The organism is Aphanothece hegewaldii CCALA 016, assembly GCF_003007785.1.
GTDB lineage: Bacteria > Cyanobacteriota > Cyanobacteriia > Cyanobacteriales > Microcystaceae > Chroococcus > Chroococcus hegewaldii.
Map to the genome: position 1 here is coordinate 113,727 of NZ_PXOH01000005.1, position 19,769 is coordinate 133,495.

At 37.1% G+C, this 19,769-nt stretch carries 20 protein-coding genes; 11 read left to right on the forward strand and 9 right to left on the reverse strand.

Features of this window, described 5'->3' with window-relative positions:
* Positions 1–57: 57 nt before the first annotated feature.
* On the reverse strand, positions 58–408 hold the full coding sequence (locus tag C7H19_RS06490; RefSeq protein WP_219907601.1) for an anthrone oxygenase family protein: 351 nt from the start codon (positions 406–408) through the stop codon (positions 58–60).
* 345 nt (positions 409–753) lie between these two features.
* On the opposite strand from C7H19_RS06490, the gene C7H19_RS06495 reads away from it, so the two are divergent.
* Both C7H19_RS06495 and C7H19_RS06500 read left to right on the forward strand, forming a co-directional pair.
* Complete coding sequence (locus C7H19_RS06495) at positions 754–4,728, forward strand: HEAT repeat domain-containing protein (protein WP_106456080.1); 3,975 nt, start codon at positions 754–756, stop codon at positions 4,726–4,728.
* Entirely contained in the window at positions 4,725–5,624 is a 900-nt protein-coding gene (locus tag C7H19_RS06500; protein ID WP_106456081.1) for a hypothetical protein, read from the forward strand. Before C7H19_RS06495 ends, C7H19_RS06500 begins: the two co-directional genes overlap by 4 nt.
* 7 nt (positions 5,625–5,631) lie before the next feature.
* Here C7H19_RS06500 and glnT read toward each other — a convergent pair whose 3' ends face one another.
* Genes glnT through C7H19_RS06515 form a run of 3 tightly spaced genes read right to left on the reverse strand, consistent with a single transcriptional unit; the run spans position 5,632 to position 8,866 of the window.
* The gene (glnT, locus tag C7H19_RS06505; protein ID WP_106456082.1) at positions 5,632–6,942 is read right to left on the reverse strand and encodes a type III glutamate--ammonia ligase; all 1,311 of its coding nucleotides are present in this window, start codon (positions 6,940–6,942) and stop codon (positions 5,632–5,634) included.
* Positions 6,943–6,947: 5 nt separating this feature from the next.
* Entirely contained in the window at positions 6,948–7,952 is a 1,005-nt protein-coding gene (locus C7H19_RS06510; RefSeq protein ID WP_106456083.1) for an alpha/beta fold hydrolase, read from the reverse strand.
* Positions 7,949–8,866, reverse strand: a complete 918-nt coding sequence (locus tag C7H19_RS06515; RefSeq protein ID WP_106456084.1) for a fatty acid desaturase family protein — start codon at positions 8,864–8,866, stop codon at positions 7,949–7,951. The genes C7H19_RS06510 and C7H19_RS06515 overlap by 4 nt, the downstream gene beginning before the upstream one ends.
* 177 nt (positions 8,867–9,043) lie before the next feature.
* On the opposite strand from C7H19_RS06515, the gene C7H19_RS06520 reads away from it, so the two are divergent.
* From C7H19_RS06520 to leuC, 3 genes are all read left to right on the forward strand, one after another.
* Positions 9,044–9,619 carry a Uma2 family endonuclease gene (locus C7H19_RS06520; protein WP_106456085.1) on the forward strand — a complete coding sequence of 192 codons (576 nt, stop codon included), beginning with the start codon at positions 9,044–9,046 and terminating at the stop codon, positions 9,617–9,619.
* A gap of 153 nt (positions 9,620–9,772) precedes the next feature.
* Complete coding sequence (locus C7H19_RS06525) at positions 9,773–10,561, forward strand: ABC transporter permease (RefSeq protein WP_106456086.1); 789 nt, start codon at positions 9,773–9,775, stop codon at positions 10,559–10,561.
* 59 nt (positions 10,562–10,620) lie between these two features.
* Positions 10,621–12,024, forward strand: coding sequence for a 3-isopropylmalate dehydratase large subunit (gene leuC / locus C7H19_RS06530; RefSeq protein ID WP_106456087.1), 1,404 nt, complete (start codon positions 10,621–10,623; stop codon positions 12,022–12,024).
* A 70-nt stretch (positions 12,025–12,094) separates the two neighbouring features.
* Here the strand turns inward: leuC and C7H19_RS06535 are convergent, their stop codons facing one another.
* The 5 genes from C7H19_RS06535 to C7H19_RS06555 form a co-directional block, all read right to left on the reverse strand.
* Positions 12,095–12,517, reverse strand: a complete 423-nt coding sequence (locus tag C7H19_RS06535; RefSeq protein WP_106456088.1) for a hypothetical protein — start codon at positions 12,515–12,517, stop codon at positions 12,095–12,097.
* Between the two features lie 228 nt (positions 12,518–12,745).
* A complete protein-coding gene (locus C7H19_RS06540) occupies positions 12,746–12,985 on the reverse strand; it encodes a hypothetical protein (protein WP_106456089.1) in 240 nt (79 codons plus the stop codon).
* An 83-nt stretch (positions 12,986–13,068) separates the two neighbouring features.
* Positions 13,069–13,875 carry an exonuclease/endonuclease/phosphatase family protein gene (locus C7H19_RS06545; RefSeq protein ID WP_106456090.1) on the reverse strand — a complete coding sequence of 269 codons (807 nt, stop codon included), beginning with the start codon at positions 13,873–13,875 and terminating at the stop codon, positions 13,069–13,071.
* 16 nt (positions 13,876–13,891) lie between these two features.
* The gene (locus tag C7H19_RS06550) at positions 13,892–15,280 is read right to left on the reverse strand and encodes a phospholipase D-like domain-containing protein (protein WP_106456091.1); all 1,389 of its coding nucleotides are present in this window, start codon (positions 15,278–15,280) and stop codon (positions 13,892–13,894) included.
* A gap of 151 nt (positions 15,281–15,431) precedes the next feature.
* Complete coding sequence (locus tag C7H19_RS06555; RefSeq protein ID WP_106456092.1) at positions 15,432–17,246, reverse strand: ABC transporter ATP-binding protein; 1,815 nt, start codon at positions 17,244–17,246, stop codon at positions 15,432–15,434.
* Positions 17,247–17,630: 384 nt separating this feature from the next.
* Here C7H19_RS06555 and C7H19_RS27000 point away from each other — a divergent pair, with 384 nt between their 5' ends.
* The 6 genes from C7H19_RS27000 (at position 17,631) to C7H19_RS06585 (ending at position 19,766) form a co-directional block, all read left to right on the forward strand.
* Positions 17,631–17,756, forward strand: a complete 126-nt coding sequence (locus tag C7H19_RS27000) for a hypothetical protein (protein WP_281261718.1) — start codon at positions 17,631–17,633, stop codon at positions 17,754–17,756.
* The gene (locus C7H19_RS06565; RefSeq protein ID WP_106456093.1) at positions 17,753–17,941 is read left to right on the forward strand and encodes a hypothetical protein; all 189 of its coding nucleotides are present in this window, start codon (positions 17,753–17,755) and stop codon (positions 17,939–17,941) included. The genes C7H19_RS27000 and C7H19_RS06565 overlap by 4 nt, the downstream gene beginning before the upstream one ends.
* Before the next feature lie 187 nt (positions 17,942–18,128).
* Entirely contained in the window at positions 18,129–19,043 is a 915-nt protein-coding gene (locus C7H19_RS06570) for a restriction endonuclease (RefSeq protein WP_106456094.1), read from the forward strand.
* 20 nt (positions 19,044–19,063) lie between these two features.
* A complete protein-coding gene (locus C7H19_RS06575) occupies positions 19,064–19,321 on the forward strand; it encodes a hypothetical protein (RefSeq protein ID WP_106456095.1) in 258 nt (85 codons plus the stop codon).
* Positions 19,322–19,357: 36 nt separating this feature from the next.
* Positions 19,358–19,552, forward strand: a complete 195-nt coding sequence (locus C7H19_RS06580; RefSeq protein WP_106456096.1) for a hypothetical protein — start codon at positions 19,358–19,360, stop codon at positions 19,550–19,552.
* Entirely contained in the window at positions 19,536–19,766 is a 231-nt protein-coding gene (locus tag C7H19_RS06585) for a hypothetical protein (RefSeq protein WP_146136494.1), read from the forward strand. Before C7H19_RS06580 ends, C7H19_RS06585 begins: the two co-directional genes overlap by 17 nt.
* Positions 19,767–19,769: the final 3 nt, after the last annotated feature.

Sequence of the window (19,769 nt, forward strand, 5' to 3'; positions counted from 1 at the left end):
TAACATTTTTATCTGCTCAACGCGATCGCTATTTTATTCTAATTTTCTTCTTCAATATTACTCACTTATTAATAGCGCGATCGTAAATGATGTAGCCGCCGCTAGAGCCGTAATCGTGCGAATATGGTTCCAGAATGTCCAGTTTTTAAGATAACTAACCCATAGATTCGCTCCATTTGTACTACTTGGCTCTACAGTCGCTAAGGCATCGTTTAGAGGCACATTGCAGACAATAGTCACACCGATTGTACCAATAAGATAGAGCAGACTGCCGACAAGCAAATAAACGGCATCAGGTTGATGCCACCTAGAGAGCGAAAAAATAGCTAGAAAGATGCAAACCGCCGCAGTTCCCAACAAAACCCCCATAAACAACGGATTAATCACCGTAATATTAATAGATTGCATCGCAGTAATGCCCTGTGTCGGACTGAGTCGTGCAAGAGCGAACCAGAACGAAGGACGAAAAAGCGAAAAAGACTCCAGCTATCAGCCCGCATCCCAGTGCTGCAAAAAGCTTTAATACGAAATGTTGTTGCATTGCTTGATCCTCCAACCAGTTGAGCCACTTGAGTACGGGCAACTGCGATCACTTACGCTAAACTTGTATCACTTGACTCGTCATTCTTAACCTTAACAAAGGTGAGGTCGATGATGCTAATTCTGTTTCAACGATTTATCACTCTTTAAGAAAAAAAAGTTATAAATACAAATTTACTGGGAATAATATAACTATAAAATTCTGATCATTTTATGGAATTCCTTTCATCGTTAAGCCTCTCTGAGTTACAGCCCTTTCTCAATAATCCAGAACAATTGACAAGAGAATCCGTCTCTTTTCAACTGGCAGTAGCTAACTTTCCTCAAACTCCCCGTCATCTGCTCCAAATTCTTATAGAAAGCCCTGATCCCCGTGTTAGTGAAGCCGCTCAAATGCACGTTAACTGGGCAGGAGAAATAGCCGATAATTGTACAGATGCCGTAGAGGAAAAACTAAAAGCGTGTCAATTGGGGCAAAACGATCGCCTAGCCGTCGAACTCCTGAAAATTGCTCCCGTTTCTCCCGATTTTCTCAGTCAATGGGTTCCGGTAAAATACTTGATGGACGGACTAAGTAACCCCTATTTGCCGCTTCGCTATCGCCTAAAGTTGTTAGAAAGACTAGCACAGGAACCGACTTTAGAACCGCGCTTGCAGGTAGCAGAGTCATCAGAAACCCCATTAGCTGTCTTAGAACAATTAGCGGGATCTCTAGAAATACCTGTACGTTTGGCCATTAAGTTTAACCCTAGTTGTCCACCCCAGTTAATACAGTTAGTGGAAGGACAACACGAGATAGCTAGTAATTGGGATACAGAAACCGAACAGTTAGCGATGTTAGCTCGGAGTCGTTGGGACTGGATACGCTTGGCAGTAGCCCAAAATCCCTTTACCTCCCCAGAAACCTTGATGTTGTTAGCGAGGGATAAAGTTTTTAAGATTAGGTTAGCAGTCGCCAAAAATTCCTTTACTCCTGCCAGTATTTTATCAGTTTTAGCGGAATCAGAGAACGAGATTCAAAAAGCGATCGCTCTACATCCCCATGCAACTGAAGAAATTTTACATCGCTTATATTCGACTCAACAAGTCGTTATTCGCAGCCGTCAGGATTTACCAGCCAGTATTTTAGAGCGATTTTTTAATGATTCATATAAAGATATTTATTTATTCTTAAGACAACCGAATACACCAACTTGGATTTTAGCTGAAATAGCAAATGTCGATCTTGAAGCACTAAAAGCCGATATATTAGCTAATTCTCATCGATCGCCGATTATACAAAGTTCAGAAGAATGGCTACGAGATAAAACTAATTTTTTGATGGAGGTGGCGACACATCCTCAAGTTTCAGTAGAAATTTTAGAAAGCTTAAGTCAATATCCAAATCCTAGAGTACAGTTAGCTGTTACTCGAAATATAAAAACACCTCAGAGTTTAAGAAATTACCTGTTAAAACAAGTAGTAATAGAGGCAGAAGATTATATCAAAGTTAATATAGCGAGCGCTCCACAAACACCAGTAGAAATATTAGAACAGTTATCAGGGGTCTCATCTTCTCTTAATACCATGACAGAAATGTTGAGTCAAATTGCGCCTGATGCCACTCCTCATTTACTGAACCGTATTAAAGTGTTTATCGATCGTCATCAATCACCAGAGTTAGTTTTATTTTGGATGCAACAAGGGCCAGAATTTCAAGCCTCAATTTTAAACGATTGGGATGACTTAATTGCTTCTCTCAACGAAGAAGAACAACAAACACTCGAATATATCAGTCATCAAAAATCTTCTGTTGAATGGAAAGGTAAATTTACTGTTGAAAGAGCTTCTGACTCAACAAGTACATCATCTAGATCTGACAGACTAGAACCCAAATATCAACTTCTTGATCGTCTAATGTACTTCCTCAATATGTCATACAATTGTGACATTACGAATCAAAAAATTATTGCAGGATTATTAAGTAATTCAAGTACACCAGTAAATCTACGAGAACAATTATGGCAAAAACATAAAAAAGAAGCTGATGATTTTAATCGTTATAATCAAGATGCTTCGCTTCGATTTGCACTAGGTTGCAATTTAGCAGTACCCGAAAACGAACGTCTAGAATATTTAGAACAAGCTCTTACTTCTGGTTGGAGAGACATTAGCGAAGCGATCGCAAAACATCCTAATACACCAGTAGAAATTCTAGAAATAATTGCTCAAAGTGGAGGCGGATTACAACAAATTGTGAAGAATCCTAATGCTCCCGTTCATATTCTTAGACAAGCGGTTGAACAAATCGAAAATTCTTCGGGACTTTCTCATACCTTAATCGATATTACAAAAAACCTTAATACTCCCGTTGATTTGTTAGAATATCTCGCTTTGGATAAAGGTAAGTACGGAGTATGTGAAGCTGTTCTAGAAAATCCTCGTCTCGATCACTTAACTAGAACTAAAATTCAATTAGAAATACAAGAGAAAGAAGAAATTCAAAAAGCTAATCAAATACTAGCCGAAAGAACAAATACTCCTTATGCTTTAGCCCAAGTTGTAGAAAAAGGCGATCAAAATGCGAAAATTTCTGTAGCGAGAAACCTTCAAACGCCAATTCACATTTTAGAACAATTAGCTAAAGATGATGATGAGACTGTTCGTTCTGTTGTTTCAAAAAATCCTAATTTACCTCTCAATAGTCTTTTAGAACTCGCTGAAGATGCTAGTTTTCAGATTAGACTAAGTTTAGCTTGTAACCGTTTACATCAATCCACACCTATACCAATTTTAAAAAAACTAGCTCAGGATGAATCAGATCTAGTTAGAGCCGAAGTTGCAGCAAATAAAGATACTCCTGTAGAAATCTTAACCAAATTAGCTCAAGATTCGAGTCATGAAGTTTGTCATCAACTGACTCATAATCCGAATACACCTGTAGAAGTCCTAGAATTATTGGGAGTAGAAAAAGGAATTGTTAATGCTTATAATCTAAAAACCCCCGGAACAGCTTTAGCAGCAGCAGTAGAACAAACCCTTGAAAAAGACTCACGCACTCAAAAAAAAATCTTTGAATTTTTACTTAGAGATCTTGAAGGCTCTCAAATGCCTGCTAGTACACTCGAAAAATTAGCGACTCATCAAGCCTCTTGGATTAGATCTGATGTTGCACATCACCGTAATACATCGCTTTCTGTATTAGAAACGATGATCGACGATGAATATGAGCCTGTTTTGCGGGGAATTGCCAGAAATCCTAATAGTTCACCTCAATTGCTAGAAAGTTTGTTGAATCGGCATGAAACTGTTGCGCGTGCAATGGTAGAAAGAAGCGAAATTCCGATTAATTTGATGGAAAAGTTGTTAGACCATAAATCAGAATATATTCGCCAACGTATAGTATCAAGACCTAATCTACCTTTAGAACTCGCGGGAAAAATAATTAATACAGAATTAGAAAAATCTGTCTTAATTTCTCTAGCTCGCAATCCTAGTCTAACAACTGAATTATTAACTCAATTTATCCAGCATTCTAATGCTAATGTCCGCCAAATATTAGTTAATCATCCCAACTTAACCGAATCTCATTGGCAACAACTTGCTCAGGATCGAGCCTTACCTGTACGTGAAGCCGTTGCGTTGAATGCTAAGGTTTCTACGCATATTCTTGAGATTTTGTCAAGAGATAGAGAAGCTCAAGTACGGGGCAAAGTCGCAACCAATCCCCGAACTCCAGTTAGTGTATTAGAATCTTTAGTACAAGATGAAGATGCGACGGTTCGTATTGCTGTAGCTTCTAATCCAAATTTGCCACTTTCCTATCTCGAACAACTCGCCCTAGACGATACCGTAGAAGTGCGTCGGGCTGTTGCCAACTATGCCCTTTTACGCAATTTGGCCCCTAAACCTACCTCACGTCAAACCAATCCGACTCTTATTAGCTTAAGCCGCATTTATAATCCAAAAACAGATGATTTAGCCTCAGTTCTCGTCGAATATGCTCAATCAGAGAATGATTTTGTACGACTGGTAACGTTGTTACATCCTTTAACCCCTGTAGAAATTCTACAACAGGCAGCGCAGTCTATCTCTTGGGTAGACCGTTACGCAGTAGCCGAAAATCCTGCAACTCCTAACACTGTAAAAGAGCAACTGATTCAAGATAGTAATCGTTTCGTGAGAGCAACCGCTAAAGCAAACCTATGAAACCAGAAACAATACAAATTTTAGGGACATTACAAGTCCTCATCGAACCCTCACTTTATTTCTATCTTCCCTATCATGAAGATGGCGGTAAAGGAGTTCCATTTGTTTGGGAAGTTGCAGAAAAAGGAGAATTTAACTTACTCAATCTTAGTCGAGAAAAAGGTTGGTTACGTCTGACTGATGTTGCTCCTGTCCTCAAAAGTTGGCAAGATCTGGAATATCTCAAAAGTTTTCCAGATTTTTCTTTAGATTCTTCCCAGAAAGCTTTAAGAGATACTAAGTTCTTAGAGTTACAGCAAATTCTAGAGACTGATTTACACAATTGTGAGGCTTTTATTTTACCGTATGAAGGTTGGTCGAATTCCCCTGGTATTATTATTGGACAAACACCCGATCAAGATTGGATTTGCATTGCACCGACGGTTTACATTCCATCTGAGATTCCTAATGATGTCATTGCGAGATCGCCTTTACCCACCCCAAAACCCTCTCAACCTCTCCCAGAACAGACCATAGGATCATTGCTCAAAATTCAAGCAATCATATTAGAACTAGGCTCAATTCAACTTAACGGCGATTTTGGTGGAGGCTATTATTATGAATACACTCATCAGCTTGTCTGTGCTGCTGCTCATACTAAAGAATTAGCGATTTTTACAGCCCTGCAAGCTTCAGGAACCCTAGAAATTCATCAATTTGATAGGTTATTTTCTGAGCGAGATCAGGAGGATTTGAGTTACGATCGCCTTAATCAATTCCTCAAGCAGAATCTTTCCCCTCTCATGGTCTATCGTTTTAGCTTCTGGACTGATGAAAATATTTATATTATCGCGCCATACGAGTCTGAAGATTGGCTAGGTCTTTATCTAAACAGCGTCTTCGTTTACAATCCCTAAAGGAAAATCAACAATCGATCGTATTTTCCATCTCCCAAGGGCTGATCTGTTTACTATATTCATCCCATTCTTGATATTTTAATTTCAAATAAGACTTGACAAATTCTACATTTAGTGCATTGGGCAACACGAGATCAAATTCTAGACAACGTAGGGCATCTAGTAAATTCGTCGGTAATGATCTGACGGTTCCAATGGGCAAAGGATCGGTGTAGCTATTATTATCGTAGCGTGGGCCAGGATCTCGCTTGTTCTCCATTCCATCGAGTCCAAGGGCTATTAAAGCAGCAGGCAAAAGATAGGGGTTAGCCGCGCCGTCAGCAAGTCGTAATTCAAAGCGTCCCATGTCTGGAATGCGGATCATATGAGTACGGTTATTCCCGCTATAACTAATTGTATTCGGCGACCAAGTTGCACCCGAAGCCGTTACAGGGGAATGAATTCGCTTGTATGAATTAATCGTTGGATTCGTAAAAGCACACAAAGCCTGGGCAGAATGTAGTACACCGCCGATGAATTGATAGGCTAAACTAGATAAACCTAATTCGCCTTGTGGATCATGAAAGAGGTTGGTTGTTCCTGCATTATCCCAGACGGAAAGATGTGTATGACAGCCATTTCCCGTCAGGTGAGGGAAGGGTTTCGGCATAAATGTCGCCCGTAACCCGTGACGCTCGGCAATGGATTTGACCATATACTTAAAAAAGGCGTGTCGATCGGCTGTAATTAGTGCATCCGCATAAGTCCAATTCATCTCAAATTGACCGTTTGCGTCTTCATGATCATTTTGATAGGGTTTCCATCCTAGTTTAATCATCCCATCACAGATTTCTGAAATCACATCAAAACGTCGCATTAAAGATTCTTGATCATAACAGGGTTTATTGGCCCGATCGCGTGGATCAGATATATTCTGTCCATCGGCAGCTAGTAAAAAATACTCACATTCAACCCCAGTCCGAATTCGATATCCTTTTTCTTCGGCTTGTTTTAGGACGCGCTTTAATACTAAACGGGGGGTTTGTGCGATCGGTTGTCCATCCATTGTATACAGATCCGCCGGCATCCAAGCAACTTCAGGCCGCCAAGGAAGTTGAAAAAGACTATTATGATCAGGAATAGCGAGGATATCGGGATCAGCAGGTGTCATATCCAACCACGCCGCAAAACCCGCAAAACCCGCACCATTAGACGCTATACTATCGATCGCCTCCATCGGAACCAGTTTCGCTCGTTGTACGCCAAAAAGATCGGTAAACGAAATAAGAAAGTAACGAATTTTTTGGCATTGTGCAATAAAGGAGAGTTTTTCTGTCATATTAGTTAACGTAAAAGGAAATCTCTAACAGCTTCACGAATAAAGGTTTCGTCTGGGTGGTTTTGGTAGGGGTTGCCAGCGCGATGACCCCAAATCGACGTAATTGGCAAATATTCGGCGTTTGGTATCATTTTAGCCTCATTTTGGCAGTCTTCTGGGGTAAAATAAAGATCCGTTGTCGCGGGCATGACTAGGGTTTTTGCTTTTATAGACGCTAAAGCTTTTTGATAATTTCCCTGATATATCGGGTTATTACTAACATCGCAGTTTAGCCAAGTATCGATCATGGATAATAAATTATGTGGATCTCGCTTACGGTAACTAGCTTCCCAAAATCTATATAAATAATCTTCGAGTGATGTGTATCCTAGTGAGTAATATAATCCTTCTCGATAAAATTCTTGTGATGCGGCAAAACTTGCATAGATCCGCGCAAACGTTTTAAATCCTCTTTCTGGTATACCATCAAAGCGTGTACCTGTCCAAGTCGGATCAGCCGTTAACGCTGAACGTAAGCTCATTAGAAATATTTTATTATGATCGGTGGTGCGGGCTGTTCCACAAAGTGCGATAATTTTCTCTACGCGATCGCTATACAATGCCCCCCAGTGATACGCTTGTTGTGCGCCCATTGACCAACCATACACTAATGCTAAATGTTCTATCCCAAATACTTCTCGTAATAATTTTTCTTGGGCGTGAATATTATCTAAATGACTAAACCAAAATCCATCTTTTGCCAATATATATGTACTATTACTCGGAGAACTCGATAGACCATTTCCGAACATATTGGGAATAATAATAAACCAGCGCGTCGGGTCTAGAATACGATCAGGACGGATCAGCCATTCAAGATCGGTGTGTTGCGCCCCATAGGAAGTCGGATATAAAATTACATTGGTGCGATCGCTATTAAGTTCGCCATAGGTTTGATAAATGAGTTGTGCTTCAGGCAAAATAACCCCACACTGTAGGGGAAAGTTTAGAAGGGTGAAACAATGGGTCATTGTCCCAAATTATTGATTATGTTACGATTAACGTTGATATAACCTGAATCAACGTGTGTAAAATGTAATTTAAGTTTTTCGTGTGCCTCACTTAAGGCATGAAACGGGATCGACGCATATAAATGATGTTCCCCGTGATAGGGCATATTCCACATCAAAAAACGCATCGGCCAAATTGTTAAAGTGGTGCGAGTATTCGTAAGCGAGTTATCATCATTAGTGCAGCCTGTATGTTCGGCGAGTAAATACATCCGTAAAATGGGTTGACTCACCATCAAAGGAAATAACCAATACAAGAAAAACCAGAGCTGTCCAAAAATTACAGAAATAGCGATCGCACTGAAATACGTTAATAATTGTAAACGGACTGAGCGGATAACTTCTTTTTGTGCTGTTTCGGGAATGAAGGGATAATTTTCGACTTTTCCGAGAGCAATGCGAGTATGTGTGCGAATTTTTCCGATCCACCAAGTTAAACCGCTAACTTCGATGATATATTCTTTTAAATTATTGAGTTTGAGATCATCTAGTTCAGGATCTTTATCGGGGATCTGGGTATAACGGTGATGCCATTTATGATAGCGACGATAAAAAGTGCTGTTATAGAATGATAGTAGTCCAGCAAACCAAGCGACAATTTCATTAAGACGATTATTAGCAAAAGCTGTGCGGTGGGTGCATTCGTGCATCGGTGCAAACATAGCCGCTAAACTAAAACCGTATAAAATGAGAGCAGGTATAGCGATCGGCCAGTGATTCATCTGAGTAGCCCACAAATAGCCACTCACTCCCATAATACCAAGATGACCCGCGAGTTGTCGTATACCTTTTAGATTAGAGCGCTCGTTTAATACGCTTAAGTCTTGGCTAGAAAGGATTTGATTAAGTTTTGGATTAGTGGTAGAAATGGACATCGCACACACTCACACTCATCAATGATAGTGTTTTCCATTTTAAAATATATCTTTGGTTTGATTTGGTTTTTTGTAGTTTATGCTACCGTCTGGCAGATTTTATTTATTTTTCGACGATAGGAAATAAAAATCTAATCTAAAATAGTAGGAACATAGATATATTTTGAGTGAGGGATTATGATGAATCCTGTTGAAGTTAAATTTGATTCTTTTCAACTAACTGATGAACAGTTCTATCAGTTATGCCAAGATAATCGAGAATTAAAATTTGAAAGAAATGCTAGGGGAGATTTAATTATTATGCCGCCAACGGGAGGAGAAACAGGAAATCGAAATATTGAAATTGCTTATCAACTTCAATCATGGAGTCGTCAGAATGATTTAGGAATTGCTTTCGATTCTTCTACAGGTTATAAATTACCAAATGGTGCAAATCGTTCTCCTGATGCTTCTTGGATCTTAAAAGAGCGTTGGAATAATCTTTCCTCAAAAAAACAACAGAAATTTAGTCCAATTTGTCCAGATTTTGTCATTGAAATTATGTCGCCGACAGATAGTTTAAAAGCAACTCAAGCTAAAATGAAAGAATATATCGAAAATGGAACACGCTTAGGTTGGTTAATTAATCGAAAAACAAAACAAGTAGAAATCTATCGTCAAGGCAAAGAAGTAGAAATTTTAGATTATCCTCAGAGTTTATCTGGAGAAGATGTATTATCTAATTTTGTCATGGATTTAAAATTAGTTTGGTAAAAATTAATCAAAAACAAGTAATTTGATTTTTAATAACTTTTGTTATTCTTCTACAAATCGTTTCTCTTTCAGTCAAATCTACATCGATATCGGCTTGAATTTTAACAAAATATTAATTAATATTAAGAAAAAGTATTAATTAATTCTAAACCTGTGAAATTTCAACTCGGAACAATTTTCGATGATACTGTAACCGTTTTTTGGGGCGAATGGCTCGATTTACGCGCAAGAGTTGTACAAATTGCGGCAACTGGACTGGTTTCACCTCTAATTTATATTATCGCTTTCGGACTTGGTTTAGGTAGTGCAGTCGATCAGGCGATGAAACCTTCTGCGGGGGATAATTATTTAGAATTTATTCTCCCTGGTATGGTAGCCTTATCTTCAATGGCGATTAGTTTCGGTGGTACGACTTTTTCGATTTGTGGCGATCGCTTATTTAGCAAAACCTTTGAAGAATTACTATTACTACCCGTTCATCCATTGGCTTTGTATTTAGGTAAAATGTTTGCAGGGATTCTTCGCGGAGTCATGACAGCAGGATCAGTTATTTTAGTAGCAGTTCTTTTTACTGGCAAGATTGCAAGTTTCTTAAATCCTCTTTTTTTACTGATTTTAGTCTTAAATTGTGCAGTTTTCGCGGGAATTGGTGTATTAGTGGGACTTAGAGTGAAATCCTTAGAAAGTGTCGGACTCTATAATAATTTTTTGATTGTTCCGATGTCTTTTTTGGGCGGAACTTTTTTCGATCCGAAAACTTTACCCTTTTTCCTCAAAGTAATCGTTTTTATTCTGCCTCTAACTTATACTAGCTTAGGATTGCGGGCGGCTGCCTATTCTCCTTTGGCTGAATTTCCTTGGTTCGTGATCCCAATTTTACTCGTAAGTGCGATCGTATTGGCTTTTATGGGGGCGAATCAATTTTCCCATCAACAAGATTAGAGTAAAATCAGATTATACAGAGACTCTTTCAGATTAGAATTTTCATCCCTTGTGAGTAAATGAGTAAAGGAACACTATTTGATAAAGTTTGGGATTTACATACGGTTAAAATCTTACCTTCAGGACAAACCCAATTATTTATAGGATTACATCTCGTTCATGAAGTAACCAGTCCGCAAGCATTCGCTATGCTAAGAGAAAGAGGACTAACAGTATTATTCCCTGAACGCACCGTCGCAACCGTTGATCATATTGTACCGACTGAAGATCAAGCGCGTCCATTTGTCGATGATCTCGCAGAACAAATGATGGAAGCAATAGAAACCAATGCAACGAGTAATGGTATTCGTTTCTATAATATCGGTTCAGGAAATCAAGGAATTGTACACGTTATAGCGCCAGAACAAGGGTTAACTCAACCCGGAATGACAATAGCTTGTGGTGACTCCCATACCTCGACACATGGTGCATTTGGGGCGATCGCATTTGGGATCGGAACCTCTCAAGTTCGTGATGTTCTCGCGTCTCAAACTCTCGCTTTAGCTAAATTAAAAGTTCGTCGTATCGAAGTAAACGGAACCCTCAAAAGTGGTGTTTATGCAAAAGATGTGATCTTACACATTATCCGTAAACTAGGAGTAAAAGGGGGTGTAGGTTATGCTTACGAGTTTGCTGGGACAACTTTTGAGATGATGTCGATGGAAGAACGTATGACAATTTGTAATATGTCCATCGAAGGGGGTGCAAGATGCGGTTATATTAATCCTGATGATGTGACGTTTGAATATCTTAAAGGTCGTGATTTTTCTCCCAAAGATGAAGAATGGGATCAAGCGGTAACTTGGTGGAGAAGTATACGCAGTGATGAGGATGCGGTTTATGATGATGTTGTGATCTTTGATGCTTTGCAAATTGAACCGACGGTGACATGGGGTATTACACCAGGACAAGGTATCGGAGTTAGTGAAGTGATCCCCGTTCCCGAAAGTTTAGCCGATGGAGATCAAGCGATCGCACAAGAAGCTTATAAATACATGAAACTGACACCTGGAGATCCCATCAAAGGAACTAAAGTCGATGTTTGTTTTATTGGCAGTTGTACTAATGGTCGTATTAGTGATCTTAGAGAAGCAGCAAGGATCGCCCAAGGACATCAAGTAGCAGCAGGGGTGAAAGCGTTCGTTGTACCGGGTTCAGAACGAGTCAAACAGCAAGCAGAAGCAGAAGGTTTAGATCAAATCTTTGTTAATGCAGGTTTTGAATGGCGCGAAGCTGGTTGTTCAATGTGTTTAGCGATGAATCCTGATAAGCTACAAGGGGATCAAGTGAGTGCATCTTCCTCTAATCGTAACTTTAAAGGTCGTCAAGGTTCATCCACGGGACGGACATTACTGATGAGTCCTGCGATGGTGGTTGCTGCGGCTATATCGGGCAAAGTAGCGGATGTTCGAGATCTCGTATAGTTAAAATAACCTATGATTTGTAGGGGTTTGGTCTCCAAACCCTTTATTTTATCCCAACTTGACATATACTTTATCTAAAGTAAAGTTCAATCGTACTGCGATCGGGTTGACCCACCATCTCGCTTACAATTTGATTAATTGTCAAATCACCAATTAATGTGGGTTCAGGTTCTAATGTTAAACTGCTTTCAGGTTGAGTATCTTGTCTTGATGGATAAAAAACAATGATTTTTCGACCCGAATAAGGATTATCAGACGAATTTGTCATAATTTCCTTATTTCCTTGATTAAGTCCGCCAAAATCACCGACTCGATTTTTAGATTCAATTCCCTGTAAGTCTCTTAACTGTCCTGTAGGAATAATTAATGGTTTTGGTTCAGTAATAATAGATGTATCCTCAGCCATTGCAGGAACAGCAACAGACATTAAACTAAAAGAAAAGAAACCTAAAAGGGAAGAATTAAATTTACAGCGCGAGGATTTAGTAATCATATTCAAATTACCTTAAAAGTAGGGTTGGTGTCACTCCTCCATTACCTGACTCGCTGATTAAATAACTAAGTTCAGCCACAGGTTATTCATTTTTTAAATGCACTCTACTTTAAATGTATTACTGATTTTCAGTTTTAGATCATTTTTTTTGTATTTTTTTATAAAGTTTAGCTAGTTGAATTTACGGATTTAAGTCGTTTTAAAAAATGGTATATTCAGTAACAATACTTAGATGAATGAAGAATAGGAAATTTTACTTACCTTTCCTAAAACAGTCCATAAAAAAAGAGAGAGGTTGATCTCTCTCTCCTTGTCTTTTCCTTTTTTGTCGATGGGTTCCACACCCTGTTTTAGCTTTTGTTTAAGCATTTTCATTTGTTTTCTCACCTGTCGCTGTCTAGCTGAACCGCCTTTACCTTTGTCGTTTCGTCCTTGTCGGCGGGGTGATTCCCAACTTTTTAGGCGCATATTTTCCCCTTTTTACTCTGTAGTATTATACTACCATGTCTTTCAAAAAAGAGCAACGCCTTTATGATGACGGTTTTCCCTATTTATTCTTGAATTTGGAAGGATGCAAAAATCGGACGATGATCACTGCTAAGGGGTGTATCTGGGCAATAGTTGGGGCGATCGTATATTGTAGAAGTTGCTGGCCATTTTTGGGCTTTTCCTGAGACAAACACAAAGTCTAAAATAGTATTGTAGTTACCGCAAGTTGTCGGAAACTTAGATTTAGGTTGAATCCATTTAAAGATATTATTTTGAGTGATTAGATCATATCCTCGATCGTGAACACTACTTTTAACATTCCAATCGAAATTATAATCCCCCACTGCAATAATAGGTAAAGTTTGTTGACTTGCCCATTTATTTAAAAGTTGTGCCTGTTCTTGTCGTGCGACTTTGTTGGTACGATAGAGATGATTCGCCATAAATAAAAATTCTTGTCCTGTTTTTTTGAGACGAAACTGAACCACCAAAGGGGCGCGTACTTTTCCACCAATATTAATATTATTTAGTTCAAAATGTTTAATTTCTTCTAATTCATTATCTTTGTATAAAACTAATAAGCGATCGGCTTTTCCCGTTGTGCCTAAAATCGCAGTAAAATTACTTCCTTCGCCCTCTTCTGTGCCATTTTTTAGAGGTAATATCCAGCTTTCACCTTGTACTTCACTAAATCCCCAAATTTTTACACCATTGATGGGTGCAATATAGTTTGTCGCCAAAAAAACAGGATCAGCATCCCCAGATTCAACATTATAACCAGCTACCGTTAATTTTGTTATTTTATCTTGATTGGTGCAGCCGATTAATATAATAATTAGACAACAAAAGAATATTTTTATAAGTTTCATTTTTTTGATTTATTAATTACTTTTTACATTTTTCTTGATTTTGTTTTATTTTATTCTGTAAATTTTGAGATATTCCTAATAAAGCATTTTTATATAAACGCTCAAATTCTTGTTGAAAATGAGCCGCAATTACAGGATTTTGCAGAATAAGTAAAGTTTCATCATTTTGATAATTAGCGGAAGCAGACCAATTATGTGAGCCTGTAATAACAATATTATCATCAATTAAAGCAAATTTGTGATGGAGTTTATCACCTGATGGTAACTGAGGAACACCAACTGTTTTAATCGGATTTTTCCAAGGTTTATTATTTTTTTCATAACGACATTTATTACTAATAGCAATTCCTAACATATCTAATCCTTCACTATAATTAATAAAAGCAAAATTCGGATCGATTAATGCTCTAACTTTTACACCCTGTTGATGACGATTTTCTAAAGCGTTAGATAATTTTTGTTCAGAAAAAACAAACAAAGCTAAATTTACTGTTTTTGTAGCATTATTCAAAGTATTCTCAATTAATCCATTACTGGTATAGTTCCAAGTAATTTTTGATGAATTGGGAGAAAATTTTACAGTAATATTTGTTTTATCTAATTTAATTTGAATAGGTTTACGATAAGGTTTATTGACTCCATACTGATGATTTTGCCACATTAAATTAAATTCTTGAGTAAAAACTTTTGCGAGTTCAGAACTTTCTATTTTGAGTAAATTATTAGCATTTCCTCTACTTTGAGGATTTGTAAAATCGCCAATTGTATCACTTAATGTAAAATTAGCTGAAGTAATAATTACAGTGGATTGATCAACAATTACAAACTTATGGTGCATTAATCCACTACCTTTAGAATGATCTGAGGTATCATCAATGATGGGTATTCCTGCATTTTTTAAAATCACTAAAGCATCTTTTTGATTAATTTCGGAGGTACTGAGTTTTTTGTCTTTGTTTTGATCAATTAAAGCGAAATAATCTAAATAACTTTTTTGATCTCTTTCATCTAACTGATTAATTTCACTTGAGGTTAATTGACTGAGAGGACTACTATATTTATTTTCTAAGATAATTCTAACTTTAACGCCTTTGTGATGTAAGTTAGCTAATTCTTTAGCAAGATTTGGTAAACGGAATTCTTGAACTGCAATATCTACAGAAGTCTTTGCAGAATGAATAGTATCAATAATAATCTGTTCTAAATTATCACCTGGTCTGGGTATATTTCGATAAGGATCAGTATAATTTACTCCTTCAGCTTGATTTTGATTAAAATAAACTTGAATGTAGGTATCTTGAGGTAATGGTTTTGGACGTGGGTTAGCGGTAAGATGACCACAAGCAGTTAATAAAAAAAGACTACCCCAAACCGTAGAAATAGAAGATACAAGACGAGTCATCATCTCTTACTAATCTTATTAACGATATGTGATTATAGGGTAAGCGATCGCTTTTCCTTTTACCTCGTTAAAAATACGGGATTATTCTTCAAATATTGCTTTATTCTGTGATACATTTAAAGGGTTTGGAAACCAAACCCCTACACTTTTAAATTTAAGCTAATAATTCACCGGTTTCTTGCAAATAATGTAAGCGTTGGTAAATACCCTGTTGACTCAGTAACTCATCATGACTACCGATTTCAACAATTCTACCTGCATCAAGAACCACAATTTTATCAGCTTCTCGAATCGTACTCAAACGGTGGGCGATAATAATTGTAGTACGTGTTCCTAAAATCGATCGCATTGCCAATTGTATCGCACGTTCTGACTCATAATCTAAGCTAGAAGTCGCTTCATCAAAGACTAACACATCAGGATTAACAATTAACGCCCTTGCAATACCCAAACGCTGTCTTTGTCCTCCCGAAAGACGTACCCCACGTTCACCAACTACGGTATAGTATCCCCTCTTGAGTTCATTAATAAACTCATTTACCTTAGCAATACGACACGCTTCCTCGACTTTCTCAAAACTAACTTCAGGATGTCCATAGGTGAGATTATCTAAAATAGTTCCATTAAAAACATCGACTTCTTGATGGACGATCGCTAACCGACGACGATATGATGATACATCGAGGGTTCGTATATCTTCCCCATCGATCAAGATTTTTCCTTGAGTGGGTTCAAAATAACGGAACAAGAGTTTAACTAATGTCGATTTTCCTGATCCTGATTTACCCACTAAAGCAATAGTTTGATAAGGTTTAATTAGAAGATTAATGTCTTTGAGTACAGGACGATTTGCATCATATCCAAACGTCAGATGAGAAAATTCAACCTTACCCGTAAAATTATAGGAATAATCATCCGTATTCAGGTGTAAACTTCCTGCATCTGTACCCGATGGAAGGTTCATAAAATCATGTAAACGAACCATCGAAGAATAACGACGGGAAAACACCTCCGCAAGTTGACTAATAGGTGTCAGTTCCGCATAAGCCATCGATGCTACAGTATAGGTTGTAATAAAGTGTCCGATCGACATTTTTCCCTGTACCGTTGCAATGAGGGTAAACAACATAACTGCAAATAAAGACGCATGAATAACGGTTTTTTGCCAAGTGATCAGATCAACATAACCTTTATGGATACGATAAACAACATATTGAAACTCTTTTTCGAGTCGTTGTCGTTGTCTTTCTAGTTCTATTCCCTCTGTTGCAAAAGCTTTTACCGTTTTGATATTGGTAATAATTTCTGAAACACGACTTTGAGTATTTTCGCTATATCTATCGAAAAGTCCTTCTTGTCTAATTAATTCTTTGAGATCTCGCAGACCAAAATATAAAATTAGAACAAAGGAAATCAAAAAAGCGATCGCTGTCCATTTTTCAATAAACAGAATAATCACAAATATACCCAAAACTCTAGCTAATTTCGGTAATAATTGTCCTGCGAATTCTGGATAACTATAAGTATGGTTTTCGATCCCTTTAGCGATGCGGTTTGCGATGCGTCCTGGGTTATTCTCATCATAGAAAGATAGAGGAAGTGTGAGAATTTTCGCCAGAATTTGTTTTAGTTTATCACGTCGCGCTCTTAAGGATATTTCCCAATGAAACCATATTCCCATCCAAGGTTCAATAGGAGAACGCACAACCGTAACGATAAAAATTAATCCCATTAGTACACCCAATGATAGCAGTTTTCCGTCTGCAAATGGGGTTATATTGGCTATTTGGATGGTTAAAGTTTGTATAGGTTTATCTAAGGGTTGGTTGGATAGTACATTTAAAATTTGCCCAATTGCATAGGGAACAACAAGATCGAGAATTTCAAAAATGCTGGATGCAACGATGCTGAAAATTGCGATCGTTTTATATTGACGATAGTAACTGAGAATATCTTTAAAAGAAGCCATAACCGTTCTGCGGTCACTGTTGTTACAAAAGTTAACCGACTACTAATATACTACGATACTACAAATATTACAATTTGTCCACTCAGTAATCTTACAGAAGAAATATGGAATATAAAGTATATAATCTAGTAATCCGAAAGAAAGTTCTGGAAAATAACAATATATGGCTATTCCTTCAGAAATATTAGAGATTATCCACACTCTGAATCAGGAGTTAAATCAAATTGAGCAAGAAGCTAACAGAGGTCTTGAAATCATTAGAGGGTTATTACCTTTTTTTCAGAGAATCTTGTTTTAATTCAGTTATTATCAACTCTTAATAATTCATTATTATTTCGAGATAATGCCAGCAGACGAATTCAGATAACGGTTGATAGTATCTCATTGCCTTATGTCAAAAGTGAAGTGATTCAAGAAGCAGGGGAAGATTTAGGAGAATTGTTAGGTCGCGTGCTAGAGACTAAAATATTAGTAAGTAGAGCCGTTGGCATTTTGGAAGAATTATTATGACACAGTTATCGTTAAATTCACTACAACAAGCTAAATTAGCAGAAGCTTTAAAAGTTGCGCTACTAGCAGAAGAAAAAGCCTCACAAATGAGTGAATTAGCTACAGAAATTGCTAATAAGTATCAACAGTATCTCTATGAGTTGGCACAAGAAGCTACTGAATCATCAAATCTCTCTGAAGATTGAGCAGAATAGCGATCGTTTTATTAAGAATATCTTTAAAAGAAGCTATAACCGTTTAGCGGTCATTGTTGTCACAAAAGTTAACCGATTGCTACTATATTACAATACTACAAATATTACAATTTATCCACTGAGTAATCTTACCGAAGCATTAGGGAATACTGAAAATAGCCAGTAAAGTGTTTATATTATGAGTATTCCTGATTTTCAAACGATTATGTTACCATTGCTCCAATACACGGAAGATGAGCAAGAACATTCATTAAGAGACTCAATAGAATATTTAGCTACTTTTTTTAAACTCACAGATAGCGAGAAAAAACATTTATTACCGAGTGGACAACAAGCAACATTTGATAATAGAGTAGGTTGGGCTAGTACTTACTTAAAAAAAGCTAAATTTCTAGTTAAAACCAAAAGAGGATATTTTAAAATTACTGAACGTGGTCAAGACGTTCTTAAACAAAAACTATCTGAAATTAACACTAATTTTTTAAATAATTTTGCTGAGTTTAGAAATTTTCAATCTCCTCAAAATAGTAATGACTTACCGAGGAAAGCCAATAACGGTAGTTTATCAGAGACTGAGAGAACACCCGAAGAATCTTTAGAAATGTTCTATCAAAAAATTAGAGAGTCTTTAGCTTATGAACTTTTAGAAGCAATTAAAAGCTGTTCACCTGAATTTTTTGAAAAATTAGTAGTAGAATTATTAATTAAAATGGGTTATGGTGGCTCTAGAAAAGAGGCAGGTCAAGCCGTAGGTCAATCAAGAGATGGAGGAATTGATGGGATTATTAAAGAAGATCGCTTAGGTTTAGATATTATCTACATTCAAGCTAAACGATGGAATAATACAGTTAGTAGACCAGAAATTCAAAAATTTGCAGGAGCATTATTAGGGCAAAAAGCAAAGAAAGGAATTTTTATTACAACTTTTCAGTTTAGTAAAGATGCGATTGATTATGCGAAAAATCTTGAAAGTAAAATTATCTTAATTGATGGTCAGGCTTTAACTGAGTTGATGATTGACTATAATGTAGGAGTATCACCGATAAAATCTTATGAAGTCAAGAAAATAGATATAGACTATTTTACTGAATAAATTCTCATAGAGGTAAAGATATGGAATCTTCACTTATAGCTACTGTTACACCAGAAGGCAACCTTGAACTACCCTCCGAAATTAGGAAAAAAATTCAAGCAGGAGAAAAGTTTATCGTCACGCTGACAGAAGACACAATTACTTTAGAAAAAATGAATAAATTTGACTGGGATGATTGGGAAAAACGAGTAGAAAAAGCAAGAGAAGATATTGAACCGATGACGATAGAAGAAATTTGTGAGATAGTACGAGAGGTGAGAAGAGGTAATTTGTACTAATAAAATTTATTTAAGTTACACGAAGCTATTTATTTAATGGAACCTACGGAAGAACAATTTTTAGTCTTTAATGCTTTAGAAACTCTCGCGTTAATCCAAGGTAGCTTATATGATGAAAGGAGAGGTTACTGGTATATTCTAACTTTAAGTCCAATTCTACCTATTTCAATAATCTTACCCAGTGGTGAAATCGTTCCTTTACAATTTGTACAAGATGATGAGTCAATTTAAACAAGAACAAGCTCAAAGAATGCTATATTTATTTACGATCGCTCGTCAAAGATATTTAGAGTCTGGTGGAGATCCCAAGCATTCAGCAAATGAACAATGGTTAACCCAAGCAGAAAAAGAAGAGTTATTAAGTTTGGGAGAACAAGTATTTACTGAGCAATACATTAATGAGTACAAAAATCAAAAACAGCGACAAAATCAGCAAGTCATATAATTA

Coding starts and splice junctions, on each gene's coding strand:
- C7H19_RS06545 (WP_106456090.1), bottom strand. CDS start 13,875: ATGAAACTTATAAAAATATTCTTTTGTTGTCTAATTATTATATTAATC.
- C7H19_RS06520 (WP_106456085.1), top strand. CDS start 9,044: ATGATGAATCCTGTTGAAGTTAAATTTGATTCTTTTCAACTAACTGAT.
- leuC (WP_106456087.1), top strand. CDS start 10,621: ATGAGTAAAGGAACACTATTTGATAAAGTTTGGGATTTACATACGGTT.
- C7H19_RS06510 (WP_106456083.1), bottom strand. CDS start 7,952: ATGACCCATTGTTTCACCCTTCTAAACTTTCCCCTACAGTGTGGGGTT.
- C7H19_RS06555 (WP_106456092.1), bottom strand. CDS start 17,246: ATGGCTTCTTTTAAAGATATTCTCAGTTACTATCGTCAATATAAAACG.
- C7H19_RS06495 (WP_106456080.1), top strand. CDS start 754: ATGGAATTCCTTTCATCGTTAAGCCTCTCTGAGTTACAGCCCTTTCTC.
- C7H19_RS06575 (WP_106456095.1), top strand. CDS start 19,064: ATGGAATCTTCACTTATAGCTACTGTTACACCAGAAGGCAACCTTGAA.
- C7H19_RS06580 (WP_106456096.1), top strand. CDS start 19,358: ATGGAACCTACGGAAGAACAATTTTTAGTCTTTAATGCTTTAGAAACT.
- C7H19_RS06515 (WP_106456084.1), bottom strand. CDS start 8,866: ATGTCCATTTCTACCACTAATCCAAAACTTAATCAAATCCTTTCTAGC.
- glnT (WP_106456082.1), bottom strand. CDS start 6,942: ATGACAGAAAAACTCTCCTTTATTGCACAATGCCAAAAAATTCGTTAC.
- C7H19_RS06535 (WP_106456088.1), bottom strand. CDS start 12,517: ATGATTACTAAATCCTCGCGCTGTAAATTTAATTCTTCCCTTTTAGGT.
- C7H19_RS06490 (WP_219907601.1), bottom strand. CDS start 408: ATGCAATCTATTAATATTACGGTGATTAATCCGTTGTTTATGGGGGTT.
- C7H19_RS06570 (WP_106456094.1), top strand. CDS start 18,129: ATGAGTATTCCTGATTTTCAAACGATTATGTTACCATTGCTCCAATAC.
- C7H19_RS06550 (WP_106456091.1), bottom strand. CDS start 15,280: ATGATGACTCGTCTTGTATCTTCTATTTCTACGGTTTGGGGTAGTCTT.
- C7H19_RS06585 (WP_146136494.1), top strand. CDS start 19,536: ATGATGAGTCAATTTAAACAAGAACAAGCTCAAAGAATGCTATATTTA.
- C7H19_RS06540 (WP_106456089.1), bottom strand. CDS start 12,985: ATGCGCCTAAAAAGTTGGGAATCACCCCGCCGACAAGGACGAAACGAC.
- C7H19_RS06500 (WP_106456081.1), top strand. CDS start 4,725: ATGAAACCAGAAACAATACAAATTTTAGGGACATTACAAGTCCTCATC.
- C7H19_RS06565 (WP_106456093.1), top strand. CDS start 17,753: ATGACACAGTTATCGTTAAATTCACTACAACAAGCTAAATTAGCAGAA.